Below are 25,931 nucleotides of genomic sequence, written 5' to 3'. Positions count from 1 at the left end.
CCATGACTACTGCTGTCAGCGGCATCGCCGCCCTCGTGACCGGTGCCGTGCTGGCCCTGCTGGCCATCTTCGGCGGCACCGCGGCGCTGACCCCGTCCGTCGCGGCGAACAACGCGCCGGTCGTCAACTACGACGGCAACTGACCGCACCTACGTCGCCCGCGGGCTGCTGACCTCAGTCAGTGGTCCGTTTCGCTGTCCGTGACCACGCGGTGATCCGCCGGCGGGTCGAGCTCGCGCGCCGCCGCGGCATACAGCAGTGACTCCCACCGGCTGACCGTCTCGGACCAGCGGAACCTCGTCACCCACTGCACGACGCGCTCACTCATGGCGCTCCTGGCGGCGGTGTCGTCGAGCAGCGCGCCCAGCGCAGCGGTGAACTCGTCCTGCCCGCCGTGCACGAGCACCCCGGTCTCGCCGTCGCGGACCGAGTCGTTGAGGCCACCCACGTCGGCGAACGCCACGGTGGGCGTGCCGTGCACCCCGGCCTCCACGACCACGAGCCCCCAGCCCTCCTTGAGGCTGGGCAGGGCCAGCACCCACGCCTCGGCGAGGAGCCGGTGCTTCTCCGCCTCGGAGACGTGGCCGGTGAACGTGGTGCGGTCGCGGATGCCGAGCTCGTCGGCGACGCGGTGCAGCTCGGTGTCCCAGTAGCCGGAGCCGACCACCCACAGCTCGAGGTCGGGTCGGTCGACGGCGAGGTCGCGCACGGCCTGCATCGCGATCTCCACGCGCTTCTGCGGGACGAGCCGGCCGAGCACCAGGACGACCGGGTGCCCCGCCCGGCTCACGTGCTCGTCGGCCACGGCGTCCGTGCCGTTGTGGATCACGGTCACCCGGGACGCCTCCACGCCCAGCCCACCCAGCTCGTCACGCGTCGACTCGGAGACCGCGACGTAGCGGCTGCGACCGTAGACGCGGGGCGCGATCTTCGACTCGAGGAACCACCCGGCGCGCGCGACGGTCGGCCCGAACACCACGCCCCACTGCTCGCGGTGCACGTGGTGCACGAGGTTGACGACCGGTCTGCCGGACCGGACGAGGGGGCTGAGGAAGGGCACGCCGTTCTGCACGTCGACGACCACGTCGGCGCGGTGCCGGCCCAGCGCCAGTGCGGCCAGGGATCGCAGGTAGACGCCGTAGCGACCGCCGCGTCGCAGGTACCGCACGCCGTCGACGGTCTCGCGCGGCAGCGCGCCGGGGTAGGCAGCGGTGCGGACGGTGACGCGGTGCCCGCGGGAGGCCAGGCCGGTCGCGATCTCGCTGAGGTACTTCTCCGAGCCGCCGGCCTCCGGATGGTTCATGTCCCGCCAGTTGAGCAGCACGACGGACAACGGGTTGCGCACGCAGAAATCCTTGGTGGTGTGGGCACGCCCGAACGGACCATGCGGTCCGGCTGGCTAGCATGCACGGGTGAATGAGCGACCGACGCGACGGTATCGCACCGCTGGTCGGTCGCTCCGCCTCTTCCGGTCGTTCCTCGTGGAGCAGACCGACCCCGACCGCTTCTACGGCGACCTCGCCGACGACACGGTCGCGCTGCTGTCCGGGCACACCGACCTCGCGGGGGCGGGGGTCCTCGACGTGGGAGCAGGGCCACGGCAGTTCGCGGCCGCCTTCGCCGGTGCCGGGGCGCGCTACGTGGGACTGGACGTCTCGGTGGGGGACCTCGCCGACGCCGCGGCCCCGGACGTCGTGGGCGTGGGGGAGCGGCTGCCGTTCGCCGACGCGAGCCTCGACGTCGTCATGTCGAGCAACGTCATGGAGCACGTCCAGAGGCCCGGTGTCGTGGCCCGCGAGATGGTGCGCGTCGTGCGCCCCGGCGGGCTCGTGTTCATCTCCTACACCGCGTGGGCGTCTCCCTGGGGAGGCCACGAGACGTCGCCGTGGCACGTCTTCGGAGGGGAGTATGCCGCGCGGCGCTACGAGCGGGTGAACGGCCGCCCGCCCAAGAACCGGTTCGGGACCTCCATGTTCGCGGCCCGGGTCGGCGACGGGATCCACTGGGCCCGGACGCAGGAGGACCTCGTCGTCGAGGAGCTCTCGCCGCGCTACCACCCCGACTGGGCGCGGGCGGTCGTCGAGGTGCCGGTGCTGCGCGAGGTCGCGACCTGGAACCTCATGATGGTGCTGCGGCGCCGGTGACCGCTTCCTCGGTGTCCGCAGGTCGCCGACCCGACGGTGTCCGGGCGGCCCGGGTGCGGACGGTGCCCACCCTGGTCGACCGGGTCCGCACCCTCACCTGCCTGCTGGTGCTGTGGTCGGTCGCCTTCGCACAGCAGCCCGGCAAGGTGGTGGCCGACACCAAGATCGACCTCGCGCTCGACCCGGGGGGACTGATGTCCCGCGCCCTGCACCTGTGGGACCCGAGCACGACCTTCGGCGTCCTGCAGAACCAGGGCTACGGCTACCTCTTCCCGATGGCTCCCTTCGCCGCTGCCGGCCAGCTGGTCGCCGCCCCGTGGGTGGTGCAGCGGCTCTGGTGGGCAGCCCTGCTGACCGCAGGCTTCTTGGCGATGCGGGCGCTCCTGGCTGCCTGGCGGGTCGCCGACCCGGTCACCCGGCAGGTCGGCGCCGTCGCGTTCGCCCTCTCACCCCGGGTCGTGAGCACACTGGGCCCGATCTCGTCGGAGTCGGCTCCCGCGCTGCTCGCGCCCGCGATCCTCCTGCCACTGGTGCTCGCCGGCCTGGGTCGGTTGGGCCCCCGTCGGGCTGCCGCGCTGTCGGCCCTGGCGGTCCTCTGCTGTGGCGGGGTCAACGCCACGGCCACCGCGTTCGCCGTGGTCCCCGCGGGTCTGTGGCTGGTGACGCGACGGGGGTGGTGGCGCACGCCGTTGACGTGGTGGTGGGCCGCGTCGGTGGTGGCCGCGTCGGCCTGGTGGGCGGTGCCCCTCCTGGTGCTGGGCCGCTACTCGCCGCCGTTCCTCGACTGGATCGAGTCCTCCGACACGGTCACCCGCACCATCAGCCTGCTCGACGACCTCCGCGGGACGTCCCACTGGCTCGGCCACCTCGTCACGCAGGCTGGGCCCTGGTGGAACGCCGGGTACGACCTCGTCGCGGCGCCGGGGCTGGTGATCGGGACCGCCCTGGCCGCGGCGATCGGTCTCGCCGGGCTCACCCTGCGTGGGCTGCCGCACCGCGACTACCTCGTGGGTCTCGCACTGCTGGGAGTCCTCGTCCTGGCGCTGCCGCACAGCGGGCCCCTCGACAGCCCGCTGCGGCCGCTCGTCCAGGACCTGCTCGACGGGCCGCTCGCGCCGCTGCGCAACGTGCACAAGGCCGATCCACTGCTCCGGCTGCCGCTGGCAGTGGCCTTCACGCACGTCGTGGGCTGGCTGGTCCAGCGCGACCGTCGGGCGCCCCGCGTGCCGGCCCGGGCGGCCCGGCCCGTCGTGGTCCTGGCCGCGCTGACCGCCTGCGTCGCAGCGCTGAGCCCGGTGCTGCCCGGACTGGCCGGCCAGCTGGCCTCGCGCGGCTCCTTCGCCGCGGTGCCCCAGGAGTGGAGCCAGGCCGGCCGGTGGCTCGACCGGCAACCGGGTGGGGGGACCGCGCTCGTCGTCCCCGCGTCCAACTTCGACGAGTACACCTGGGGCCGCCCGCTCGACCTCGTCCTGCGCACCCAGACCTCGACCGACACCGCCGTCCGCGACGCGGTGCCGTTGACGCCCGCCAACACGGTGCGCCTGCTCGACTCGGTCGAGACGCGGTTGCAGACCGGCCGCGACCTGGGCGGCGTCGTGGACGTGCTCCGCACGGCCGGGGTGCGCCACGTCGTGCTGCGCAACGACCTCGACACCTCGTCGACCGGCGGGGTGCCGGTCTCGGTGGCGCGGTCGGCCATCACCCGGACGCCCGCGCTGAAGCAGGTGGCAGCCTTCGGCAACACCTTCGTCGATGGCACCGGCACGCGCCTGCGGCCCGTGGAGGTCTACGCGATCGAGGGCTCGACCGCCCCCGCTGCAGAGCTGACGCCGCTCTCGGGGGTCGTCTCGGCCTCCGGGGCGAGCGACAGCCTGCCCGACCTGCGCGACGCGGGCATCGACGGACCAGTGGTCTTCGACGGCGACGCAGCCACCAGCGCGGCGGCGGCCCGGGTCGCCCACGATGCCGCAGCCGGTGGACGACGGGTGGTGACCGACGGCCTGCGGGCTCGAGACCGCGCCTTCGGCGCGATCCGGGGCAGGGACGTGAGCCAGACCCTGCCGGCCGACCACCTGTCCGGCGCCCGCGACTACCTGCCCTGGAGCGACCCGCGGCTGCGCACCACAGTCGCGTGGACGGGGCTGCGTGACCTCGAGGCGTCGGGGTCGCTGGCCACCGACGCCGACCCCGGCGGGCTCGACCCGGCCGACCGGCCCTTCTCCGCCGTCGACGGCCTCGCGACCACGGCGTGGGTGGTCGCCGCGGACGGACGGCCCTCGCTGACGATGACCTTCGACCGGCCGCGCCCGGTCGGCGGCCTCGAGGTCTCGGCGCTCGCCGACAAGACTCGCTTCGGTGACTTCCTCGGCATACCGACGCGCGTGAAGGTGACCACCGACGAAGGCGACACCGTCGTCCGGCTGGCCGCCACCGGACGGTCGCAGGTGGTGACGGGGCTGCCCTCGGGCCCCACGACGCGGCTGCGGCTCGAGATCCTCGAGACCGACCGCCGCGCCGACGCGCTCGTCACCGGGCTCACCGAGGTGCGGGTGCCCGGGCTCGTGGTCAGGGAGAGCGCCGTCGTGCCGCACCCGAGCCCGGCGCCGGCCGACGCCTTCGTGCTCTCCGAGCAGTACCGCGGCACCGACGGCTGCGTCGAGGTCCGCGACGAGTTCGTGTGCCGCGACGAGCAGCGCGCGCCCGAGGACGCCGCGGGTCTCGACCGCACCATCCCGGTGTCCGACGGAGTCCCGTATGCCGTGCACGGCACCCTGGGTGCCGTCCCCGGTCCGGGCCTCGATGCGGTGCTCGACCTCGGTGCGCCCGGCGTGGTGACCGCGAGCAGCCGGCTGTCGCGGGCGCCGCAGGCACGTCCGGGTGCCGTGCTGGACGGCGACCCGGCCACCGCATGGGCTCCGGACCCGGCCGACGCCACGCCCACCCTGTCGCTCGAGCTGGCCCGGTCGACCACGGTCTCGCACCTGCGGCTGCAGACCCGAGGGGAGTGGCTGACCGGACGCGACGTGACGGCGCAGGTCACCGTCGACGGCACCGTGCAGCTCGCCGAGGTGGCCCAGGACGGCAGCTTCGACATCCGCCCCGCCACGGGTCGCAACCTGCGCGTGCGGCTCCTGCTGGCCGCCACACGACAGGACGCCGAGCGGGACGCCAAGCCGGCCGCCGGCATGGAGGTCAGCGAGCTGGTCATCGACGGCCTGGAGCCCACGCCCCCCGAGGAGCAGCTCACCGCCGGGTGCGGCACCGGTCCGCAGCTGCTGGTCGAGGGCGTCTCCGTCCCGACCCGGGTCAGTGGACCGCGGTCGGCGGCCTTCGGGGTCGGGCAGCTCGCCTACGAGGCGTGCGAACCGGTGCGGATGAGTGCACCCGACGGACGGGTGGCGGTGGAGCCATGGGGTGGCTTCGTCCCCAACCGCCTGGTCCTGACGCGCACCGACACGTCCTCCGCGAAGCCGGCCCCGGCCCGGTCGGTCCAGGTGGGTGAGACAGCCGCCGGTCGCGTGTCCGCCGCGGTGGGACCGGGCCCGGCGGCGCTCCTGACCTTGTCCCAGAACGCCAACCCGGGCTGGCGCGCGACCCTGGACGGTCGGCGCCTCGACTCCGTCACCGTGGATGGCTGGCGGCAGGGGTTCGTCGTGCCGGAGGGCCCCGGTGGGACGGTGACGGTGACCTTCGGTCCCGACGGCCCCTACCGCTGGGGGCTGCTCCTGGGTCTGGTGCTGGTGCTGCTGGTCGGCGCCAGCGCCCTCACGCCATCGCGGAGTCGAGCCGGTGCGGTCGCAGCAGTCCACCCAGCGGAGGCATCGTCGACACGGGTGCGCGCCTGGGCCGGGCCGGTCGCGGCGGTGCTCGTGGGCTTCCTGCTCGCCGGCTGGTGGGGCCTGCTCGTCGCCGTACCGTGCGTGCTGGTGACCCTGGCACCCCTGCCGCGAGTCCGGCGCCGACAGCGGGCCCTGCTGGTCGGCGGTCTGGTGGTCGGGCTGGTCACGGTCGCCGGGCTCGTCCAGGCCTGGTGGGCCCCGGGGCGGCTGGGCGCTCCGGCTCTCGAGGCCACCTTCCGCCTCCTGTGCGTCGCGTCCCTCGTCCTCGTCAGCGCGTCCTGGCGTGCACCCGGTCCATCAGCGGACGCTCGACCAGACGCTCGCTGAGGGCGGCCATCCCCAGCGTGACCGGCACCCCCACGGCCAGGAGGGCGAGTGCGCCGCCGGTGAAGTAGTCGATCCCCGTCACGGCATAGATCGCCTCGAACACCGGCAGGTGCCACAGGAACACGCCGTAGGAGATCCGCCCGAGGTACCGCGCCGGCGGCGACACCAGCGCGCGGCTGAACGCGTCGCTCCCGTCACCGAACAGCAGCGGCACCATGAGACCGGCCGTGACGATCGAGCCCAGGACCCCCTTGCCCGCGAGCTGGATGCCGGCGATGGGCCCGAGGGTGAGCGGCCCGGCGACGGTGGTCGTCGCCAGCAGGTAGGCGCCACCAGCCAGCGCCAGGCAGGTGCCCGGGTAGGCGGCGAGCTCGCGCAGCACGCGGTGCGCGCGCAGGGCGGGGGCGTCACGGACGACGGAGAGCGCCATCCCGAGGGCGAACTCCGGCCAGTGCGCCGGCAGCCAGCGCCCGGCCAGGCTGTCGCCCCCGATCTCGACGAGGCCGGACACGACGGCTGCCGCCAGGCCTAGCACCCACGTGGCCCCGAGCACGCGCAGGACCACCGACGGGCGTCCGGTGCGACGCCGCAGCGCGAGGAACGCGAACGGGAGGACGAGGTAGAAGGAAACCTCGGTCGCCAGGCTCCAGGTCTGGGTGTAGCCGTCGAGCAGCGCGTCGGGGAGGTAGATCTGGGTGAGGGACGCGTTGGCCAGCCACACCCTGGCCGGCGGGCGCACCACGAGGCCGACGACCAGCAGCCCCACCCAGAACGCCGGCAGCACCCGCACCGCCCGACGCGCGTAGTAGCCCGGCACGTCCACCCGCCCCGACCTGGCCCACTCGCGGCCCATCGCGGCATACAGGAGGAAGCCCGACAGGGCGAAGAAGATCGAGACCCCCAGGTCACCGCGACCGAGGAGCCGACCCACCACGCCGAAGGAGACCGCGCCGGTCAGGAATCCGACGTGGGTGAGCACGACCAGACCCGCCGCGACGGCCCTCAAACCGTCGAGCGCGCCGAGTCGTTGCAGGTCAGGGGACACGCTCCGCGGGTTCGCTGAAGGTGCACTCGCCGTAGCCCTACTCGCTGGTAGAGTCCCGCCAGTCGGGTCGGCTTCGGCCATGCCCGCAGGATAGTCATCAGTCAGCTGGCCGCCGGGGTCCAGCCGCGCCAGCACCTGCGCTGCGCGGTCGCCGTCGGACCGCAACGAAAGGTTTCTGGATGCGCAAGGTCGCTGGTCTCATCGGGCTGGGACTGGGAGCTTTTCTCCTCGTCGCTGCACTGATGCTCAAGGTCTACGCCTACCCGGCGCTGGCAAAGGTTCCGCTCGACCAGTACTCCAAGTCGGTGTCCCAGGGTCAGGACATGGAGGCGTTCTACGTCGCCGACCTCGAGACCAAGACGGGCCTCACGCTCACCTCGACCCGCTTCGTGAAGGCTGACCAGGCCGCGCAGACGAAGCAGGGTGGCAACGTCGCCGTCTGGGACAGCTTCGTGCGCTCGACCGACCAGAACGGCGTGGTGCTCTCCGCCGGTCTGCAGCGGGTCGCCATGGACCGCACCACCGGCGAGGCCGTCCAGTGCTGCGACACCTACAACTCCGCCACCGAGGACCCGGCCGACCGGACCGCGACCGCCTACAAGGGCCTCATCTTCAAGATGCCCTTCAACGCGCAGAAGCAGACCTACCAGTGGTGGGACAACACCCTGCTGAAGCCGGTCGACGCCAAGTTCGTCCGCACCGAGAACCTCTTCGGCACCGACGTCTACGTCTACCGCATGGTCATCCCGGCCACGGCCTACACCCAGCAGGAGGTGCCGGCCTCGCTCGCCGGTGACCCCAAGGCCACGGGCAACGTCACCGTCGACCGCGTCTACGAGAACACCCGCACCATCTGGGTCGAGCCCAACACCGGCATCGTCGTCAAGGGTGAGGAAGTGCTCAACACCCGCTTCCAGAAGGACGGCCAGGACATCGTGACCCTGCAGAAGGGGACGATCAAGTACGACGACGCGACGGTGAAGGCCAACGCGGAGGACGCCGGCGGCAAGGGGTCGAAGCTCGCGCTCGTGCGCAGCACCCTCCCGCTGACCTTCCTCATCCTCGGGGTCATCCTGCTCCTGGTGGGCTTCCTCGCCGTGCGCGGCAGCGCCGCCCCGCGAGGACGCCGCGAGGCCGTCTGACACCGCACCCACCCAGCACGTCCATCGAGGGCCGACCGGAGCGATCCGGTCGGCCCTCGTGGCGTCCACAGCGTGCCGAGGTGGCCCTGCGGTCACCCGGTGGAGGCGTCTGCCGCGGTCAGCGGCTGGGCGATGCTCTCGAGCGACTGGCCTTCGGCCTTCACACCCAGGAAGGCCTCGATGATCCCGCCGGCCACCATGAGCGCTGCGCCGAGGAAGTACCCCAGGGCCAGGCCGGTGATGTCCTTGGACGCTGAGGCGTCGTCGATCAGCTTGCCGAACAGCAGCGGGCCGCTGATGCCGCCGACGGCGGTGCCGATCGCGTAGAAGAACGCGATGCAGAGGGCCCGCGTCTCGAGCGGGAACACCTCGCTGGCGGTGAGGTATGCCGCGCTGGCACCCGCCGAGGCGAAGAAGAACGTCACGACGCCGAAGGCGGTGAGGGTGGTCGCATTGAGCGAGCCGAGCAGCAGCCCCGCCACGCCGAGCAGGACCCCGGACACGATGTAGGTGCCGCTGATCATCCGGATCCGCCCGATGCTGTCGAACAGCGGGCTGAGCAGCAGGGCACCGAGGAAGTTGCTCACCGCGAAGACCGCGATGTACCAGCCGGTCTGCTTCACCCCGAAGAACGTGGTGAGGCTGTCGCCGTAGGTGAAGAAGAAGGCGTTGTAGAGGAAGGCCTGACCGACGAAGAGGGAGAAGCAGAGCACCGTGCGGCGGGGATAGAGGGTGAAGACGGTGCGGGCGATCTCCGGGATGGAGATGGTCCGTCGCTGCCGGATCGTGATCGGCTCCTCGGTCGGCTCCGGCAGGTCGGTGCCGGTCTCGTCCGAGACGGTCCGCTCGATGCTCTGGACGATCTGCTCGCCCTCGTCCTCGCGGCCGTGGATGAACAGCCACCTGGGGCTCTCGGGCACGTGCCGCCGGACGACGAGGATGCCGACGGCCAGGATCGCGCCGAGGCCGAAGGCCAGCCGCCAGCCCAGCGCCGGGTCGAGGACCTTGGGGTCGAGGAGCGGGATCGTCAGCAGCGAGCCGGCAGCGGCCCCGACCCAGAACGACCCGTTGATCGCGACGTCCACCCGGCCGCGGTACTTCTTGGGGATGAGCTCGTCGATCGCCGAGTTGATCGCGGCGTACTCACCCCCGATGCCCATGCCGGTGATGAACCGGGCGATGAAGTACCACAGCGGACTCGGCGAGAACGCCGTGAGCACGGTCGCGAAGGTGTAGACCCCCAGGGTCACCAGGAACAGCTTCTTGCGGCCGAACCGGTCGGTCAGCTGGCCGAACAGCAGGGCACCGAGACAGGCGCCCGCGACGTAGACCGCGCCGGCCATGCCGATGTCCGAGCTGCTCAGGCCCAGGCCGGTGTCGTTCGGCTTGAGCGCCTCCGACATCGAGCCCACGATCGTGACCTCGAGGCCGTCGAGGATCCACACCGTCCCCAGCCCGATGACGACCATCCAGTGCCATCGCGCCCATGGCAACCGGTCCATCCGTCCGGGGATGTCGGTGGTGATGCGTCCGGTCTCGACGTCTGATGCCACGAGGGCTCCTCTGCGGGGTGTGATGGGGACTCCGGGGCCCTCCGTACCCACCCTGGCGCGGTCGAAACGTCCGATCAGGTCCGGAGGCAGACGAAGATCGCGGTGCCGGGGAAGTAGCCGCCTCGCAGCGGCGACCAGCCACCCCACTGTTGCTGGTTGCGCTCGGGCCACTCGGGCTCGACGAGGTCGACGAGGACCAGCCCGGCGGCCACCAGCTCACGCACGCGGTCGCCGACGGTGCGGTGGTGCTCGACGTAGGTGGCCTCGCCGTCGGAGTCGGCCTCCACGTAGGGAGTGCGGTCGAAGTAGGACTGGGTCACGGTCAGGCCGCGGGCCCCGGGGTCGTCCGGAAAGGCCCACCGGAAGGGATGGGTCGTCGAGAAGACGAACCGGCCGCCGGGGCGAAGCACCCGTGCCACCTCGCGCATCAGGCGGGAGGTGTCCGCCACGAAGGGGATCGCGCCGTAGGCGGTGAACACCGTGTCGAAGCAGGCGTCGGCGAAGGGCAGCTCGACCGCGTCGCACTGGGTGAACGGCACGGCTTCTTCCGGGGCCGTGACCTTGCGGTTGAGGTCGAGACCCTGCCGGACCATCCCGGCTGACAGGTCGGTGGCGACGACCTCGGCTCCCGCGGCCGCCACCCAGCGGGCGCACTGGCCGGCGCCGGCCCCGATCTCGAGCACCCGGCGACCGCCGAGGTCGCCGAGCAGCCGGAGCTCGTCCTCCCGCCAGCCCTCAGGTCCCCAGACGAAGTCCGCGTCACCCAGGAAGGTCCCGTGCTCGGCGTAGTACTCGCCGGCCTCGGCGTCCCACCACGACCGGTTCGCGGCGGCGGTCTCCTCGGCGCCCGCCTCGCGACGGCTGACCTGCGCATACTCACTCAACGGCATACCTCTCGCGTTTTGACCCTGCAGGGACGGCCTCGGTAGGGTAGGGAGGCACTTCCGTGTGCGCGCTTCGTCGTGCCGCCGTGTGGCGGCCCGGTTCGCGTGAGCACAACCACCACCTTCTATTCACTGTCCACCATCGGAGTTCCTACTACATGACTGCCAGCACGGTCGAAAAGACCGCCCCTCAGGTTGCCATCAACGACATCGGCACCGAGGAAGAACTGCTCGCCGCAATCGACGCGACGATCAAGGATTTCAATGACGGAGACATCGTCGAGGGTGTCATCGTCAAGGTCGACCGGGACGAGGTCCTGCTCGACATCGGCTACAAGACCGAGGGTGTCATCCCCTCCCGCGAGCTCTCGATCAAGCACGACGTCGACCCCTCTGAGGTCGTCAAGGTCGGCGACGAGGTCGAGGCCCTGGTCCTCCAGAAGGAGGACAAGGAAGGTCGTCTGATCCTGTCCAAGAAGCGTGCGCAGTACGAGCGCGCCTGGGGCACGATCGAGAAGATCAAGGAAGAGGACGGCGTCGTCACCGGCACCGTCATCGAGGTCGTCAAGGGTGGACTCATCCTCGACATCGGCCTGCGCGGCTTCCTCCCCGCCTCGCTCGTGGAGATGCGTCGCGTCCGCGACCTCCAGCCCTACGTGGGCAAGGAGATCGAGGCCAAGATCATCGAGCTCGACAAGAACCGCAACAACGTGGTCCTGTCGCGCCGTGCGTGGCTCGAGCAGACGCAGTCCGAAGTGCGCACCACGTTCCTCAAGGAGCTCCAGAAGGGGCAGGTCCGCTCCGGCGTCGTGTCCTCCATCGTCAACTTCGGTGCGTTCGTGGACCTCGGCGGCGTCGACGGTCTCGTCCACGTGTCCGAGCTGTCCTGGAAGCACATCGACCACCCGTCCGAGGTTGTCGAGGTCGGCCAGGAGGTCACCGTCGAGGTTCTCGACGTCGACATGGACCGCGAGCGTGTCTCCCTGTCGCTCAAGGCGACGCAGGAAGACCCGTGGCAGCACTTCGCCCGCACCCACGCGATCGGTCAGGTCGTGCCGGGCAAGGTCACCAAGCTGGTCCCGTTCGGTGCGTTCGTCCGCGTGGACGACGGCATCGAGGGCCTGGTCCACATCTCCGAGCTGGCCGAGCGCCACGTGGAGCTGCCGGAGCAGGTCGTCACGGTCGGTTCCGACATCTTCGTCAAGGTCATCGACATCGACCTCGAGCGTCGCCGGATCTCGCTGAGCCTCAAGCAGGCCAACGACGACAGCGCGCCCGTCGCCGAGTTCGACCCGACCCTCTACGGCATGGCCGCGGAGTACGACGAGGCCGGCAACTACAAGTACCCGGAGGGCTTCGACCCGGAGACCAACGAGTGGCTCGAGGGCTTCGACACCCAGCGTGAGAAGTGGGAGAAGCAGTACGCCGAGGCCCATACCCGCTGGGAGGCTCACAAGACCCAGGTCGAGGAGGCCACCAAGGCCGACGCCGAGGCAGCCGCCAACGCTGGTGCCGCGACGTCCTACTCGTCCGACTCGGGTACGTCCGCAGCGGACTCCGACAGCGACACGGGCAGCAGCAGCAGCCGCCCGGCCGCCCCGGCGTCCGAGGGCACCCTGGCCTCTGACGAGGCCCTCGCCGCACTGCGCGAGAAGCTCACCGGCAACTGAGCCTGCGCCACGCGGCATACCTCGTATGCCGCGTGGCCGGCTCGGTCGCTGGACCACGAGAGGCCCGGTTCCCCAAGTTGGGGGGCCGGGCCTCTCGGCGTCCCGGGCTGGGGCGCGGAATCGGTCAGTGCAGGCGGACGCGGGGGTCGAGCACGGCATACGCGAGGTCGACCAGGATGTTGGCGACCACGACCGCGGCGGCGGCGAACAACACGATCCCGATGATGACGGGGAGGTCCTGCTGGTTAATCGCGTCGATGGCGGTCTTGCCGAGCCCGGGGAGGCTGAACACGGTCTCCGTGACGACGACGCCGCCCAGCAGCGATCCGACGTCGATCCCGAACTGCGTGACGATCGGGGTGAGCGCGGCCCGCAACCCGTGCCGCAGGACCACCCGTCGCTCGCCGATCCCCTTGGACCGGGCGGTGCGCACGTAGTCCTCGCCGAGCACGTCGAGCATCGACGCCCGGGTCAGTCGCGTGTAGGTCGCTGCTGACACCAGGGCCAGCGTGAACCACGGCAGGACCAGGTGCTGCGCCCACGGGCCCAGGCCACCGCCGAAGGGCGCATAGCCCCCGGCGGGAAAGGCCGTGTGCCCGGCGAGGGTGAGCCGGAAGTAGAGGACGTAGAGCAGCAGGATGCCGAGCAGGAACGTCGGCGTGGAGTAGAAGAACAGGCTCAGGGCGGTGAGCGACCGGTCGGTGAACGAGCGCGGGTGGGTGGCCGAGATGACGCCGTTGAAGACGCCGAGGCCGAGCCACAGGAAGGCTGCGCCGAACACCAGCGACAGGGTGATCGGCAGCGCCGAGCCGAGGATCGTCGTGACCGGCACCTGGTGGTAGTAGTCGTAGCCGAGGTCGCCGTGCAGGGCGTTGCCCACGAAGTCGAGGTACTGCTTCCACAACGGCTGGTCCAGCCCGAGCCGGTGGGAGATCGCCGCGACGGTCTCGGGGGTGGCCTGCCGGCCGGCCAGCGTGCGGGCGACGTTGTTGGGAGCGACGAAGAACAGGCCGAAGACGGCCACGGTGATCAGCCACAGCACGAGGAAGCCGAGGAAGACTCGTCGGATCAGGAAGCGGACCATGACGACCTCACTTCGCCATCAGGCGCTCGGAGCGCGGGTCGAAGGCGTCGCGGATGCCGTCGCCGAGGAGGTTGAAGGCCAGCGTCGTGACGAGCAGCGCGGCTCCGGGGAAGACGACGAACCACCACGACGTCGTGTAGTAGGTCTGGGCCTCGCTGATCATCCCGCCCCAGTCGGCCGTCGGCGGGGCGAGACCCAACCCGAGGAACGACAGCGTCGCCTCGACGACGATGACCACCGGGATGAGCAGTGAGGCATAGACGATCACCGGTGCGAGCACGTTGGGCAGGATGTCGACGAACATGATCCGGGAGTTGGACGCGCCCAGGGACCGGGCCGCCTCCACGAACTCACGCTCTCGCATCGACAGCACCTGACCCCGGACGATGCGGGCCACCGAGGCCCAGCTGAAGAACCCGATGACGAGGACCGTGACGATCAGGCTCGGCCCCGTGATCGAGACCAGCGCGATCGCGACCAGCAGGAACGGCACCGACAGGACGACGTCGATGAGACGGGCCAGCACGGTGTCCACCAGGCCGCCGAGGAAGCCGGCAGCCAGCCCGATCACCACGCCGATCACCACGGTGAGCACGGTCGAGGCGACGCCGACGAGCAGCGAGATGCGGGAGCCGTAGGCGATGCGGACGAGGATGTCGCGGCCGAGGTCGTCGGTCCCGAGCCAGAACTCGCTCGACGGGCCACGGGGGAGGCCGTCGGGGGTGAGCCCGGTGGTGCGGTACTGCTCGTTGACCGGGTGACCGGTGATCAGCGCGGCCACGGGTGCCGCGACGGCCATCAGGACGATGAGGCCGATCACGACGAGCGACACCATCGCCACCCGGTCGCGGCGCAGCCGCTGCCACGCGAGCTGCCAGGGCGTGCGGCCTTCGATGCCGGTGGCCGCCGTGGCCCGGCTGGTGGCGTGGGGGTCGGCCTCGGGGCCCGTGGGGCTCATGACGGCCACGACGTCTGCGGTGTCGCTCATGCGGACTCAGCCTCCTCGGCCCGGCGCGACCGGGTGTCGATCTCGGTGTCACTGACCCGTGGCTTGGCCCGCGAGAGGTCCTCGCCCACGGCCAGCGGGTGCAGGCACGCCGTCAGGTGCACCGGGCCGTCCCCGAGCACCGGGACCAGGGGTGGGTCGGTGACGGCGCAGTCCTCGCGCGCCTTGGGGCACCTCGTGTGGAACCGGCATCCCGAGGGCGGGTTGGTCGGGGTGGGCAGGTCACCCACGAGCACGATCCGCTCGCGGCTGTCGGCCACGTCCGGGTCGGCATGGGGCAGGGCGGACAGCAGCGACCGGGTGTACGGGTGACGGGTGTGGTCGAACAGCTGGGCCGCCGGGGCGAGCTCGGCGATCTTGCCCAGGTGCATCACCGCGATGCGGTCGCTCACGTGACGGATCACCGAGAGGTCGTGCGAGATGAACAGGTACGTGAGCCCGAAGTCGTCCTGGAGGTCGACGAGCAGGTTGATGATCTGTGCCTGGATCGACACGTCGAGAGCCGACACCGGCTCGTCGCAGATCACGAGCTTGGGCCGCAGCGCGAGCGCGCGAGCCACTCCGATCCGCTGCCGCTGGCCCCCCGAGAACTCGGCCGGGAACCGGTTGTAGTGCTCCGGGTTCAACCCCACGCGCTCCATCAGCTCCTGGACCGTGCGCTTGCGGTCGGCGGCCGAGCCGATCCCGTGGATGACGAAGGGGTCGCCGATGATCGAGCCCACCCGGCGGCGAGGGTTCAGCGAGCCGTAGGGGTCCTGGAAGATCATCTGGATGTCCTGGCGCAGGGGGCGCATATCGCGGCCCGACAGGGTGCTGATGTCGCGGTCCTCGAAGGTCACCGTGCCCGAGGTCAGGTCGTAGAGCCGGGCCAGGCACCGCGCGAGGGTGGACTTCCCGCACCCGGTCTCGCCCACCAGGCCGAGGGTCTCGCCGCGCCGGACCTCCAGGCTGACCCCCGCGACGGCCTGCACCACGTCGTGCGTGCGTCGTAGCCCCGACGAGCGCACCGGGAACGACTTGGTGACCTCCTCGGCACGCAGGAGGACCTCGGACCTCATGGCCCGACCCCTGCCGGGGTCGGCGTGAGGTCGTCGGAGCCGGCCGCCGCAGCAGCCGACGCCGCGGTGCGCGCCTGCGTCTCCCTGCGCGCCTGCGCGTCGTCGGCGAGCCAGCAGGCGGAGCGGTGCTCGGGGTCGTCGTGAACCATGTCCAGCGGTGGGGCCACGCTCCAGCACCGGTCGAAGGCGTAGCGGCAGCGCGGCGCGAACGGGCACCCTGCCGGCAAGCTGATCAGTGAGGGTGGCGACCCCGGGATCGGCGTGAGCCGCTGGCCGGTGCCGCCCTGGGACGGCAGCGATGCCAGGAGCCCTTCGGTGTAGGGGTGGTGGTTCCGGTAGAACAGCGTCCGGCGAGGTGCCCGCTCCATGACCGACCCGGCATACATGACCACCACCTCGTCGGCCATCTCGGCGACCACGCCGAGGTCGTGGGTGATGAGGATGATGGCCGTCCCGAACCGTTCCTGGAGGCTGCGCATCACGTCGAGCACCTGCGCCTGCACGGTCACGTCGAGGGCTGTGGTGGGCTCGTCGGCGATGAGCAGCGCCGGGTCGAGGGCCATCGCCATGGCGATCATGACCCGCTGTCGCATGCCGCCCGAGAACTGGTGGGGGTAGTCGTGGATCCGCTGCTCGGCACGGGGGATGCCGACGATGGACAGGAGCTCCGCGGCCCGTTGCTGCGCAACGGATTTGGTGACCTTGCGGTGCGCCCTGATCATCTCGACGATCTGCCACCCGACCGTGTAGTAGGGGTGCAGGCTCGACAGCGGGTCCTGGAAGATCATGCCGATCTGCGCACCCCGAACCCGGCGCAGCACCTCCGGATCGGCTCCGATGAGGTCGATGCCGTCGAACCGTGCGGTGCCGCTCACCCGGGCGCCGCGTGTCAGGCCGGCGATGGTCTGGGTCGCCACGCTCTTGCCCGAGCCGGACTCCCCGACGATGGCGAGCGTGCTGCCACGCTCGACATCGAAGGAGAGTCCGCGCACGGCCTGGACGACACCGTCGGGGGTGTTGAAGGCGACCTCGAGGTCACGAACCTCCAGCAGTGCCATGGCGGGGTCCTCAGCCACCCTGCTTGCCCGCGGCGAGCCACACGTTCGCGGGGTCGAACTGCTGGAAGGCGGGGATGTAGACCGCGTTCATCACCTGGGCCGCCCGGTAGTTGGCGGTGATCGGGTTGGTGATCGGGAAGAAGATGGCGTCGTCCATCACCTGGTGGTCGGCCTTGGCCCACAGGACCCTGGCTTCGTCTTCGGTCTTGGCGTTCGCCGCCTGGTCGATGAGGGAGTTGGTCGTCGGGCTGTCGTAGAAGCCGAAGTTGCTGCCGATCGGCGGGAAGGCCGCCTTGCCGAAGTACAGCGGCTTGAAGAACGACAGCGCGGCGTTGCCGTACCAGTCGGCTCCCCACCCGGCGATCGCGATGTCCCACACGCCGCGCTGGGCGACGGTCGGCACCTGGAGGTACTTCGTGTAGAAGTCTGCGTTCGGGGACGGGACACCGACGACCTTGATGCCGACCTTCGAAAGGTCCTGCTGCACCGTCTGGAACGACTTGCTCTGTCCCTCGGAGGCGTTGCGGTACAACATCTTCAGCGTCAGACCGTTGGGGTAGCCGGCGGCCGCCAGCATCGACTTCGCCTTGGCCGGGTCGTTCGGGTACGGGTCGAAGCTCTGCTCACCACCGACGACGTTGCTCGGCAAGACGTGGGTGAGGGGCGGGTTGACCTTGGGTCCACCGAGCACCTGGATGATGTTGGTGCGGTTGAGCGCGTAGGAGAGCGCCTGCCGCACCTCCTTCTTCTGCAGCGCCTTGTTGTTGGTCGGCGAGACGGTGTTGTAGACGAGGTAGGGGTTGTTCGAAGAGCCCTCGCCGAGGTTGAGCAGCGGGTCCTTCTTCGCGATCAGCGCCGAGAGCTGCGAAGGCGGCGGGAACGTGTCGAAGGCCATGTCGGCGCTCGGGGTGCCGGTCTGGAGCTGCTGCTGGACCGAGTCCTGGCTGACCGTCTCGTTGATGACGACCTTGTCGACGTATGCCTTGCGGATCGGGTCGGTGGCGGGGTCCCACGCGGGGTTGCGGCTCATCGAGATCTTCTTCGTGGCCGTGTAGGAGTCGATCTTGTAGGGGCCGTCAGAGACGGTGTGCGCGGCCAGCTCCGGGCTGCCCGGCAGGTAGGCGTCGTACTCCTTGGGCGCCGGGGAGAAGGACGGCAGGGTGAGCATGTCGACGAAGTAGCTGGCCGGGTGGGTGAGCTGGAAGACCACGGTCTGGTCGTCCTTCGCCTGGAGACCGGCCACTGGTGTCTTGTCGACGTAGGCCGCGAGGGCCGCGGGCGTCTTGGCCACCTTGGCGAAGCCGTCGCAGAACGACTGGAAGCCGACGATGAGGTCGGCGTAGTCCGGCAGGCCGCCGAACGGCTGGACCGGGTTGCAGGTGCGCTTGACCCCTCGAACCATGTCCTGGGCGGTCACCTGCCTGGCCGGGGTGGTGTCCCACTTCGCGCCCTGGCGGATGGTGAAGGTGTAGGTCTTGCCGTCGGCGCTGATGCCGTTGCCCTCGGTCGGGATCGCGGTCGCGAGGTCGGGGGCGGCCTTGGTGACCTGGTCCTTGATGGCGGGGTAGGTGAAGAGCTGTCGGCTCCACAGTCGCAGTGCGACGTAGCCACCCGAGTAGTAGCTGATGTTCGGGTCCATGTAGTCGACGTCGCCGACTCCCAGCATGTTGAGGGTGCCGCCCTTGACGGCGGTGCCGCCGGTGGCCGACGAGCCGGTACCGGTGCCCGTGCTGCTGGCGCAGGCAGCCAGTCCGAGGCTCGCAGCGCAGGCGGTTGCCACCGCTGCGAGCCGACGTGTCCTGGGGATCATGATTTCTCCTCGGATGGGTGGACGGAGCTGGTTTGAACAGGAGCGGTCTGCCCGGTCGTGCAGGACAGGTCGACTGCGAAACTAGGCACCGCACCGCAGCCGTGGGAGGGCGCGCCGGGAAGCGTCACGCGACCGCAAATGCTCCGTCACAGAGTCCGGGGCTTCATGACGATTGCGTGACGGAACGCCATACGCGACAGAACTTCCGGACGGCTCCGCCGGGCGGTGTGATACTGACGACGTGACGCGGCGCGTGCTGCTGGTTGAGGACGACCCTCGGGTCAGGCGGGTGCTCCGCCTGGCCTTGGAGGACGAGGGCTACCACGTGTCCGAGGCGGCCACGGGGGAGCAGGGCCTGGCCGACCTGCCCCGCGAGGAACCTGATGTCGTGCTGCTCGACGTGATGCTCCCGGACACCGACGGATTCTCGGTCTGCCGTGAGATCCGGCACCGCAGCAACGTCCCGGTCATCATGGTCACCGCCCGCTCCGACAGCCACGACGTGGTCGCGGGGCTGGAGGCTGGTGCCGACGACTACGTGACCAAGCCCCTTGTCGCCAAGGAGCTGTCGGCGAGGATCCGCGCCCTCCTGCGACGGGTCGAGCCCGCCGTCGACCACCGCCCGAGGCGGCCCATGGTGGGCGACCTGTCGATCGGTCTCGACGACGGCGTGGTGCTTCGTGACGGGGAGCCGGTTGCCTTGACGCGCACGGAGTTTCGCCTCCTGGCCGAGCTCGCCGTCGCCGAGGGGCGCATCCTCAGCCGCGAGGACCTCCTCGACAAGGTCTGGGGCTACGGCTACTTCGGCGACTCGCGGATCGTCGACGTGCACATCCGCCGGCTGCGGACCAAGGTCGAGCGCGACCCCGCCAGCCCTCGCTACGTGGTCACGGCCCGGGGGCTGGGCTACCGGCTGGCGGGCTAGTGGCCGGCGGGGGAGCTGGCGCTGGCGCGCGGGGCCTGCGTCGGTTTCTTCCCGCTCGCAGGTTCGGGGTGCGGGGGCGGGTGACCCTGGGCTTCGGGCTCCTCGCACTCGGGCTCTCGGCGTTGCTCTCCGGGCTGGCCTGGACGCTCGTGACCCGCGCCATGGTGTCGCAGACGGAGCAGACCGCCCTCGTCGAGACCTCGCTCGACCGGGGTGAGGTGGAGACCGCCCTCTCGACCGGCGTCGCCGACCTGCCGACGGTGCTCGAGGGCGTGCCCGGCACCGACTCGGCCGCGGTCCTCGCCCACGTGGACGGACGGTGGTACGCCACCTCGCCGAGCCTCGGCCCGGCCAGCCTGCCGACCTCGCTGGTGGCGTTCGTCGGCGACGGACGGGAAGCCACCCAACGGATCCGCGTCGACGGGACGCTGCACCTCGCGGTCGGGCTGCCGTTGGACGGCGGGCGGGGGAGCTACTTCGAGATCTACTCCCTCGAGGAGATGCAGCGGACCGCGCGCGCCCTGTCGCTCGGGCTCGTCGCGGCCGCCGTGGTCACGGTCCTGATCGGTCTGGGGGTCGGTCGGTTCGCCAGCCGGTTGGCCCTGCGCCCACTCACCGAGCTCAACCGGGTGGCCGCCGACGTCGCTGCCGGGCAGCTCTCGGCACGCCTCAACGCAGCCGGTGACCCTGACCTCGAGGAGCTGGCCGGCTCCTTCAACCGTACCGTCGAGGACCTCCAACGCCACGTCGTCGCCGATGCGCGGTTCGCGGTCGACGTGAGCCACGAGCTGCGCACCCCCATGACGACCATGCTCAACTCGATGCAGGTCATCCAGAACCGGCGTGAGCAGCTCCCCGAGTCGGTGCGGGAGCCCGTCGACCTGCTGGCCGACGAGCTGGAACGGTTCCGCGCCCTGGTCGTGGACCTGCTCGAGATCTCCCGCCACGACGCGGGCGACCAGGTGGTCCGCGAGACGGTCCGGGTGGGAGACCTGGTGCGGCGCGCCGCCGACGCCGCGGCCGGCCGGGTCGTCACGACGGTGGACCCGGCGGTCGCCACCCTCACCATGGAGGTCGACAAGCGTCGCCTCGAGCGGGTGGTCGCCAACCTCGTCGGCAACGCCGAGACGCACGGAGGTGGGTGCACGGCCGTCCGGGTCGAGCTCGGTGCGCACGGGCTGCGCATCGTGGTGGAGGACGCCGGCCCCGGCATCCTGCCCGAGCGCCGCTCGCGGGTGTTCGAACGCTTCGCGCGCGGTGGCTCGAGCGAGCGCACCGGCGTGGGCCTCGGGCTGTCCATCGTCCAGCGGCACGTGGCCCTCCACGAGGGCCAGGTGCTCGTCGAGGAACGACCGGGAGGAGGTGCCCGGTTTGTCGTCGAGCTGCCCACCATCTCGTCCTAGCCCGGTATGCCGCGTGGCCGGCGTCGTGGTCGCCGTGGTCGCCGTCGCCCTGGGCCTGTCCGCGTGTTCGATCGGCACCCAGGCCAGTCCTGTCCCTGCCTCGGCACCGACGGCGACGACGACCGCGTCGGGCCCCAGACGTCAGGGCGTGCCGCTCACGGTGGCGGTCTACTTCGTGCAGGGCGACCACCTGGCCCGCCTGACCCGCACCGTGCCACCGGGCGCCGGGCTCGAGCCGTCCTTCGTCGGTCTGGCCGCCCCGGTCACGCCGGCCATGGCCGCGGCCGGCATCCGCAGCGCCCTGCCGATCGCCAGCACCCCCTTGCGGGGAGTCGTCGACGCGGACGGCGTGGCCCGGATCACCCTGCCGTCCGGCTTCGAGCGGATCTCCGTCCGCGAGCAGTCGCTGGCGATGGCCCAGCTCGTGTTCACCGTGACGGCGAACAGCCTGGCGCAGAGCGTCCAGCTGGTGCAGGGCACCCGCGCACTGCCGATGCCCGACCCGAGCGGGCAGCTCGTGACGCGGCCGGTCACGCGGGTGGACTACGCGGCATACAACCCCCCGGGCTAGCAGCCCGAGCGGGCCGGCGGGCCGCCCGCGGCGCGGCCCGCCGAGATGTCTCCACGTCGTGAATCACGAGCAGTGATGTCTTCACGTCGTGAATCACGAGGAGTGGAAGTTGAAGGATCTATCCACGGTCTACGTCATATTGCTGATGGCGAACGCAGGCTACTGGCTCTATACCTATTGGTGCTGCGACAGCAGGGGGGGCCGACACCGTCGGATCCTGGCGCAGCACTAGGGGATGTGTGCACGTGACGTCGCGGTCCGCGGCCGTCCACCAGCGCAGGGGGCGCGGTGACGACCGGAGGGCTGGTGCGGGTCGCAGGCGGGCGGCACACAAGAGTCTTGGGGAGGACTCGCAATGAAATCAACCACCACTGGGCTGCGCCGTTCGGCGCGGTTCGCCACCGTGCTCGTCACGGCAGGTGCAGCCTTTGCTGCGGCAGCCGCGACAGCACAGACGGCCGCTTCGGCGGCACCGTCGATCAGCATCCACAAGGCGCCCGTCGCGGCCGCCGTGGACGCATTGGCACCATCGGCCGCGACTGCCATCGCTGCAAAGGTGCCACCCGGCAAGGGCGTCGCCACCGGCTCGAAGACCTCGGGTGTGGGTGGCGTCTCCGGAGCAGCGCCTTCGACCTATGCACAGCTGACGGTGCACGGCGGCTACACCGCCTCGGGCGTCGGCCTGCGCAACCGCGGCGCAGGGTCGATCTACGTGTCCGGGGTGCCTGCCGGCGCCAAGGTCGTCGAGGCCTATCTCTACTGGAGCATCCTCGGCAATGCGGAGTCCTCGTCGTTCTCGGCGGGGACCTTCAAGGGTCTGCCGATCCGGGGCATCAAGGTCGGTCAGGGCGGAAGTCCCTGCTGGGGCGGCACGACCACCGGCTACGCCTACCGGGCGAACGTCGGCAGCTATGTGACCGGCAACGGCTGGTACGCACTCAAGGGGTTCGCGTCGAGCCGGCACGACGGCGCCGACCCGTTCAAGACGTCTGCGCCCGCTCCGCTCGCCGAGGGCGCCTCGCTCGTCGTGGTCTACGACAAGCCCAGCTTCCCGCTCACCCAGGTCGTCGTCGCCAACGGCTACGGCATGACCTCTGGTGGCGCCATGACCACGTCGCTGCCCTTCGGGTTCTCGGCCTCCAACCCGGTTGGTGAGTTCCGGACCACGTTCATCGGTGCGGACGGCCAGGCCAACGCCGGCGAGCCGTTCAGCAAGGTCAACGGTGTCGATGTCTTCCCGCCCGACTGGGACGGGACGGACCGTCCGCTCCCGCGCTACAGCCAGGGCAACCTGTGGGACACCGACACCATCTCGTTCGGCCGCCTGGTCCACCCGGGTGACACGAGCGCGAGGTTCACGGTCGACGGCGGCCCGGACTGCCTCTCCTGGGTGGCCCAGGTCATGTCGGCCCGCTACTACGGCCAGATCGACACCGACGGCGACAAGCTGCTCGACGGGTGGGAGGCCAACGGCCTCGACTCCGACGGCAACGGCACGTTCGACGTCGCGCTGCCGGGTGCGAACCCGGTCCACAAGGATCTCTACGTCGAGATGGACTACATGGGTGCCGAGGCCGTGTGCCCGTGCCACCTGCCGCTCGCCGCAGACCTGAACCGCATGGTGGCTGCCTACGCAGCTGCCCCGTATGCCGCCAACCCTGACGGGCTCGCAGGCATCCGGTTGCACCTCGACGCCGGTGCGGCGCGTGGAGCTGCGTTCAACCTCGGTGGAGGCAACCTGGTCCCGTTCGACGCCGACCTCAACCCGGTCGCCGCACAGTTCAACGCCATCAAGTCCGCCAACTTCAACGCCGCACGCGCCAAGGTCTACTACTACATGATCTGGGCACACGGCTACGACGGTGGCAGCAGCAGTGGCAACGCCTTCAACATCCCGAACGACAGCTTCGTCGTGACGCTCGGGCTCTGGGGTGGCGGCGGCAGCTCGGACGCCAAGGTGGGCACGTTCATCCACGAGTTCGGGCACGACCTCGGACTCCGCCACGGCGGTGACGACCACGCCAACTTCGAGCCGAACTACCTGAGCGTGATGAACTACGCGTTCCAGGTGACCGGCATCCCGCGGACGGGGACCATCCCGCCGAGCTTCACCTACTCATCGTTCACCCTGCCGAACCTCAACGAGGCGGCCCTGAACGAGAACGCGGGGCTCGGGAGCGCCAGTGCGGCGACCTACCGCACCCGCTGGTTCTGCCCGAACGGCACGCAGCGCACCACCGTCGGTGGCGCGAACCTGCCGATCAACTGGAACTGCGATGGCGTCACGGGCGGGATCGTCGCATCCGACATCAACAACGCCGGCGGCCTCACGGTCCTGGGCACCCAGAACAACTGGGCGAACCTGACCTACGGCGGCGGCACGGTTGGTGGCGGGATCTCCGCTGGGCTGAGCGCGACGGAGAAGGCTCCGCACGAGCTCACCTACCAAGAGGCGAAGGAGCACCACCTGCACAAGTGACCGCAGGGTCGACACCGGCTGGCGGGGAGCTTCGGCTCCCCGCCAGTCGGGCGGCTCGGGGCGACTGGCGGGCGGCTCTGGGGAACCGCCCCTTGGGAGGAGGCGTCGAAGTGTCATGAGCACCAACCTGGTCCGACGGCTGACAGCCGTCAGCGCGATCGTCCTGGTCGTGGCCGTGGGAGGGTGCGCCTCCACGGCTCCTGACGACCACCAGCCCGGGATGTCGGCCCCGTCCACGACGGCCACGTCGACCAGCCCCTCGGCATCGAGGGTCGCTCCGACGTCGGTGCCCCCGGAGCTCACCGCCGAGGAGCAGCTGCGGGTGAACCCGCCTCCGCCGCAGCGCGTGAGGGCCGCCCGCGAGGGGGCCACCGTGCGGCTGTCGTGGTCGCCGCCACCGGCGGTGACCGTGCCGCACACCTACTCGGACACCGTGGTGGAGTACCGCATCTACCGCACCGTCGACGGCGGCGCCGAGGTCCTCGTGGGCACCAGCGCCACGCTCGCCTTCACGGATGCGGAGCCGGGAGCTGGGACGCCCCGGTATGCCGTGAGCAGCGTGCGTGAGCACGGGGTCGAGGGCCCGCGCTCGGATGCCGTCGCGCCGGCCGCATCCTGACTCGTGCGGCCCGGGCTAGGGTGCACGGATGCCGTTCACGCCCGCCCACGTGGCAGCAGTCCTGCCCTTGGTGGGTAAGCGACGGCCGACGTGGGTCGTCCCGTCGGCGCTGGTCATCGGGTCGATGGTGCCGGACCTCCTCTACTTCGTGCCGATCCGCATCGACCGCGACCTGTCGCACTCGCTGACGGGGGTCGTCACCCTCGACCTGGCGCTGGGCCTGCTCTTCGTGGCGCTCTGGAGGTCGGTCGCCTCACCCGTCGTGCGTGACCTCGCACCGGGGAGCATCCGCGGCAGGATCCCCGTGCCACCACCGGCGACGCTGCGAGCGGCGCTGTGGGCCGTGCCCTGCGTGGTCGGGGGTGCCCTGACCCACGTCGGGTGGGACTCCTTCACCCACGCGAACGGGTGGGTGGTCGAGCGGGTCCCGTTCCTGACCGAGGACCACGGGCTCCCGGTCTTCAAGCTGGCGCAGTACGGCAGCGGACTGCTCGGGTGTGCGGTGGTGCTGGCCTACTGCCTCCGGCGCCAGGCGGCGCCGCCGGCACCGGGCGACGTGCCATGCGCCGGGGAACGCGAGCGGACCACCGCACTGGCGTTGCTCGCAGCCTTCCCGGTGGGGTGTGCGCTCGCCTTCGCAGTGCCCGCGTGGGTGGTCGGGACCTCCACCGAGATGGTGTTCTTCATCGCGGTCGTCCGTGGCGTGAGCGGGCTGGGCCTGGCCGCGTGTGGCGTCGCGGCGTGGTGGCACCTCACGGTGCGCCGACGAGCCATTGCCGTCGAGGCGGAGGCGAAGACGCAGGCTCCGGCGGGGGCCGACCGCGACGCGGGTGTCTAGGCTCGGGGGCATGGCACGGACGATCGCGACCACCACCCAGGTCGACCTCGAGGGGCTGCTCGACTTCGTCAGGCCCCGTCACCACATGCTCGTCATCACCAGCCGGGCCGACGGCCGCCCCCAGGCGTCACCGGTGACCGGCGGGGTCGACGACAGCGGCCGCATCGTGATCTCCAGCTACCGCGACCGCGCCAAGACGGTCAACGCCCGCAGGCGCTCCGACGTGTCGGTGGTCGTCCTCTCGGACGACTTCGGCGGCGCGTGGGTGCAGGTCGACGGGGAGTGCGAGGTGATCGACGCACCCGAGTCGGTCGAGCCGCTCGTTGAGTACTTCCGCAACATCTCGGGGGAGCACCCGGACTGGGACGAGTACCGCCAGGCGATGGTCGACCAGGACAAGTCGATCCTGCGGATCACCCCGACTCGCTGGGGCCCGGTCGCCACCGGCGGCTTCCCGCCGCGCCTGGCCGACTAGG

At 70.9% G+C, this 25,931-nt stretch carries 21 protein-coding genes; 12 read left to right on the top strand and 9 right to left on the bottom strand.

What is annotated here, in order from left to right; all coding sequences use genetic code 11:
- Window positions 1–2 precede the first annotated feature (2 nt).
- Window positions 3–143, top strand: coding sequence for a hypothetical protein (locus tag ACXJKD_RS15105; protein ID WP_457255431.1), 141 nt, complete (start codon window positions 3–5; stop codon window positions 141–143).
- 35 nt (window positions 144–178) lie between these two features.
- On the opposite strand, the gene ACXJKD_RS15100 is transcribed toward ACXJKD_RS15105, so the two are convergent.
- Window positions 179–1,345: a glycosyltransferase family 4 protein gene (locus ACXJKD_RS15100; RefSeq protein ID WP_457255430.1), complete on the bottom strand. Its 1,167-nt coding sequence runs from the start codon at window positions 1,343–1,345 to the stop codon at window positions 179–181.
- 67 nt (window positions 1,346–1,412) lie between these two features.
- Between ACXJKD_RS15100 and ACXJKD_RS15095 the strand changes: the two genes are divergently transcribed.
- Window positions 1,413–2,144, top strand: a complete 732-nt coding sequence (locus tag ACXJKD_RS15095; RefSeq protein WP_457255429.1) for a class I SAM-dependent methyltransferase — start codon at window positions 1,413–1,415, stop codon at window positions 2,142–2,144.
- Entirely contained in the window at window positions 2,141–6,310 is a 4,170-nt protein-coding gene (locus ACXJKD_RS15090; RefSeq protein WP_457255428.1) for an alpha-(1->3)-arabinofuranosyltransferase domain-containing protein, read from the top strand. The genes ACXJKD_RS15095 and ACXJKD_RS15090 overlap by 4 nt, the downstream gene beginning before the upstream one ends.
- Here ACXJKD_RS15090 and ACXJKD_RS15085 read toward each other — a convergent pair.
- Complete coding sequence (locus tag ACXJKD_RS15085) at window positions 6,252–7,355, bottom strand: acyltransferase family protein (RefSeq protein WP_457255427.1); 1,104 nt, start codon at window positions 7,353–7,355, stop codon at window positions 6,252–6,254. The two genes, ACXJKD_RS15090 and ACXJKD_RS15085, sit on opposite strands and share 59 nt — an antisense overlap.
- Before the next feature lie 179 nt (window positions 7,356–7,534).
- Here ACXJKD_RS15085 and ACXJKD_RS15080 point away from each other — a divergent pair, with 179 nt between their 5' ends.
- Window positions 7,535–8,497 carry a DUF3068 domain-containing protein gene (locus ACXJKD_RS15080; RefSeq protein WP_457255426.1) on the top strand — a complete coding sequence of 321 codons (963 nt, stop codon included), beginning with the start codon at window positions 7,535–7,537 and terminating at the stop codon, window positions 8,495–8,497.
- Window positions 8,498–8,589: 92 nt separating this feature from the next.
- Here ACXJKD_RS15080 and ACXJKD_RS15075 read toward each other — a convergent pair whose 3' ends face one another.
- Both ACXJKD_RS15075 and ACXJKD_RS15070 read right to left on the bottom strand, forming a co-directional pair.
- Window positions 8,590–10,050: an MFS transporter gene (locus ACXJKD_RS15075; RefSeq protein WP_457255425.1), complete on the bottom strand. Its 1,461-nt coding sequence runs from the start codon at window positions 10,048–10,050 to the stop codon at window positions 8,590–8,592.
- A gap of 74 nt (window positions 10,051–10,124) precedes the next feature.
- Entirely contained in the window at window positions 10,125–10,940 is an 816-nt protein-coding gene (locus ACXJKD_RS15070) for a class I SAM-dependent methyltransferase (RefSeq protein ID WP_457255424.1), read from the bottom strand.
- 152 nt (window positions 10,941–11,092) lie between these two features.
- Between ACXJKD_RS15070 and rpsA the strand changes: the two genes are divergently transcribed.
- Window positions 11,093–12,604: a 30S ribosomal protein S1 gene (gene rpsA / locus ACXJKD_RS15065; RefSeq protein WP_457255423.1), complete on the top strand. Its 1,512-nt coding sequence runs from the start codon at window positions 11,093–11,095 to the stop codon at window positions 12,602–12,604.
- A gap of 124 nt (window positions 12,605–12,728) precedes the next feature.
- Here the strand turns inward: rpsA and ACXJKD_RS15060 are convergent, their stop codons facing one another.
- Genes ACXJKD_RS15060 through ACXJKD_RS15040 form a run of 5 tightly spaced genes read right to left on the bottom strand, consistent with a single transcriptional unit; the run spans window position 12,729 to window position 18,620 of the window.
- Window positions 12,729–13,688 (bottom strand): ABC transporter permease, encoded by a 960-nt coding sequence (locus ACXJKD_RS15060; RefSeq protein WP_457255422.1) that lies wholly within the window; start codon window positions 13,686–13,688, stop codon window positions 12,729–12,731.
- Window positions 13,689–13,695: 7 nt separating this feature from the next.
- Window positions 13,696–14,676, bottom strand: a complete 981-nt coding sequence (locus ACXJKD_RS15055) for an ABC transporter permease (RefSeq protein ID WP_457255421.1) — start codon at window positions 14,674–14,676, stop codon at window positions 13,696–13,698.
- Window positions 14,673–15,752 carry an ABC transporter ATP-binding protein gene (locus ACXJKD_RS15050; protein WP_457255420.1) on the bottom strand — a complete coding sequence of 360 codons (1,080 nt, stop codon included), beginning with the start codon at window positions 15,750–15,752 and terminating at the stop codon, window positions 14,673–14,675. Before ACXJKD_RS15050 ends, ACXJKD_RS15055 begins: the two co-directional genes overlap by 4 nt.
- A complete protein-coding gene (locus ACXJKD_RS15045; protein WP_457255419.1) occupies window positions 15,749–16,810 on the bottom strand; it encodes an ABC transporter ATP-binding protein in 1,062 nt (353 codons plus the stop codon). The genes ACXJKD_RS15050 and ACXJKD_RS15045 overlap by 4 nt, the downstream gene beginning before the upstream one ends.
- 10 nt (window positions 16,811–16,820) lie before the next feature.
- Window positions 16,821–18,620, bottom strand: a complete 1,800-nt coding sequence (locus tag ACXJKD_RS15040; protein ID WP_457255418.1) for an ABC transporter substrate-binding protein — start codon at window positions 18,618–18,620, stop codon at window positions 16,821–16,823.
- Between the two features lie 241 nt (window positions 18,621–18,861).
- Between ACXJKD_RS15040 and ACXJKD_RS15035 the strand changes: the two genes are divergently transcribed.
- The 7 genes from ACXJKD_RS15035 to ACXJKD_RS15005 all read left to right on the top strand — a co-directional run bounded on the left by ACXJKD_RS15035 (window position 18,862) and on the right by ACXJKD_RS15005 (window position 25,930).
- On the top strand, window positions 18,862–19,545 hold the full coding sequence (locus ACXJKD_RS15035) for a response regulator (protein ID WP_457255417.1): 684 nt from the start codon (window positions 18,862–18,864) through the stop codon (window positions 19,543–19,545).
- 80 nt (window positions 19,546–19,625) lie between these two features.
- Window positions 19,626–20,948, top strand: coding sequence for an ATP-binding protein (locus ACXJKD_RS15030; RefSeq protein WP_457255416.1), 1,323 nt, complete (start codon window positions 19,626–19,628; stop codon window positions 20,946–20,948).
- Between the two features lie 13 nt (window positions 20,949–20,961).
- The gene (locus tag ACXJKD_RS15025) at window positions 20,962–21,519 is read left to right on the top strand and encodes a GerMN domain-containing protein (protein WP_457255415.1); all 558 of its coding nucleotides are present in this window, start codon (window positions 20,962–20,964) and stop codon (window positions 21,517–21,519) included.
- 355 nt (window positions 21,520–21,874) lie between these two features.
- The gene (locus tag ACXJKD_RS15020) at window positions 21,875–23,998 is read left to right on the top strand and encodes a hypothetical protein (RefSeq protein WP_457255414.1); all 2,124 of its coding nucleotides are present in this window, start codon (window positions 21,875–21,877) and stop codon (window positions 23,996–23,998) included.
- A gap of 115 nt (window positions 23,999–24,113) precedes the next feature.
- Window positions 24,114–24,617: a hypothetical protein gene (locus ACXJKD_RS15015; protein WP_457255413.1), complete on the top strand. Its 504-nt coding sequence runs from the start codon at window positions 24,114–24,116 to the stop codon at window positions 24,615–24,617.
- Between the two features lie 28 nt (window positions 24,618–24,645).
- A complete protein-coding gene (locus ACXJKD_RS15010; RefSeq protein WP_457255412.1) occupies window positions 24,646–25,455 on the top strand; it encodes a DUF4184 family protein in 810 nt (269 codons plus the stop codon).
- A 10-nt stretch (window positions 25,456–25,465) separates the two neighbouring features.
- Window positions 25,466–25,930 (top strand): PPOX class F420-dependent oxidoreductase, encoded by a 465-nt coding sequence (locus ACXJKD_RS15005; protein ID WP_457255411.1) that lies wholly within the window; start codon window positions 25,466–25,468, stop codon window positions 25,928–25,930.
- Window position 25,931: the final 1 nt, after the last annotated feature.

Source organism: Pedococcus sp. P5_B7, assembly GCF_054049895.1.
Note: the sequence above shows the minus strand (reverse complement) of the source record. Positions and strands in the feature narration are given on the sequence as shown.

What these genes read in the sequence shown, in the direction of transcription:
- ACXJKD_RS15005 (WP_457255411.1), top strand. Translation starts at nt 25,466, where the DNA reads ATGGCACGGACGATCGCGACCACCACCCAGGTCGACCTCGAGGGGCTG.
- ACXJKD_RS15105 (WP_457255431.1), top strand. Translation starts at nt 3, where the DNA reads ATGACTACTGCTGTCAGCGGCATCGCCGCCCTCGTGACCGGTGCCGTG.
- ACXJKD_RS15070 (WP_457255424.1), bottom strand. Translation starts at nt 10,940, where the DNA reads ATGCCGTTGAGTGAGTATGCGCAGGTCAGCCGTCGCGAGGCGGGCGCC.
- ACXJKD_RS15045 (WP_457255419.1), bottom strand. Translation starts at nt 16,810, where the DNA reads ATGGCACTGCTGGAGGTTCGTGACCTCGAGGTCGCCTTCAACACCCCC.
- ACXJKD_RS15020 (WP_457255414.1), top strand. Translation starts at nt 21,875, where the DNA reads ATGAAATCAACCACCACTGGGCTGCGCCGTTCGGCGCGGTTCGCCACC.
- rpsA (WP_457255423.1), top strand. Translation starts at nt 11,093, where the DNA reads ATGACTGCCAGCACGGTCGAAAAGACCGCCCCTCAGGTTGCCATCAAC.
- ACXJKD_RS15050 (WP_457255420.1), bottom strand. Translation starts at nt 15,752, where the DNA reads ATGAGGTCCGAGGTCCTCCTGCGTGCCGAGGAGGTCACCAAGTCGTTC.
- ACXJKD_RS15015 (WP_457255413.1), top strand. Translation starts at nt 24,114, where the DNA reads ATGAGCACCAACCTGGTCCGACGGCTGACAGCCGTCAGCGCGATCGTC.
- ACXJKD_RS15040 (WP_457255418.1), bottom strand. Translation starts at nt 18,620, where the DNA reads ATGATCCCCAGGACACGTCGGCTCGCAGCGGTGGCAACCGCCTGCGCT.
- ACXJKD_RS15055 (WP_457255421.1), bottom strand. Translation starts at nt 14,676, where the DNA reads ATGAGCGACACCGCAGACGTCGTGGCCGTCATGAGCCCCACGGGCCCC.
- ACXJKD_RS15060 (WP_457255422.1), bottom strand. Translation starts at nt 13,688, where the DNA reads ATGGTCCGCTTCCTGATCCGACGAGTCTTCCTCGGCTTCCTCGTGCTG.
- ACXJKD_RS15080 (WP_457255426.1), top strand. Translation starts at nt 7,535, where the DNA reads ATGCGCAAGGTCGCTGGTCTCATCGGGCTGGGACTGGGAGCTTTTCTC.
- ACXJKD_RS15010 (WP_457255412.1), top strand. Translation starts at nt 24,646, where the DNA reads ATGCCGTTCACGCCCGCCCACGTGGCAGCAGTCCTGCCCTTGGTGGGT.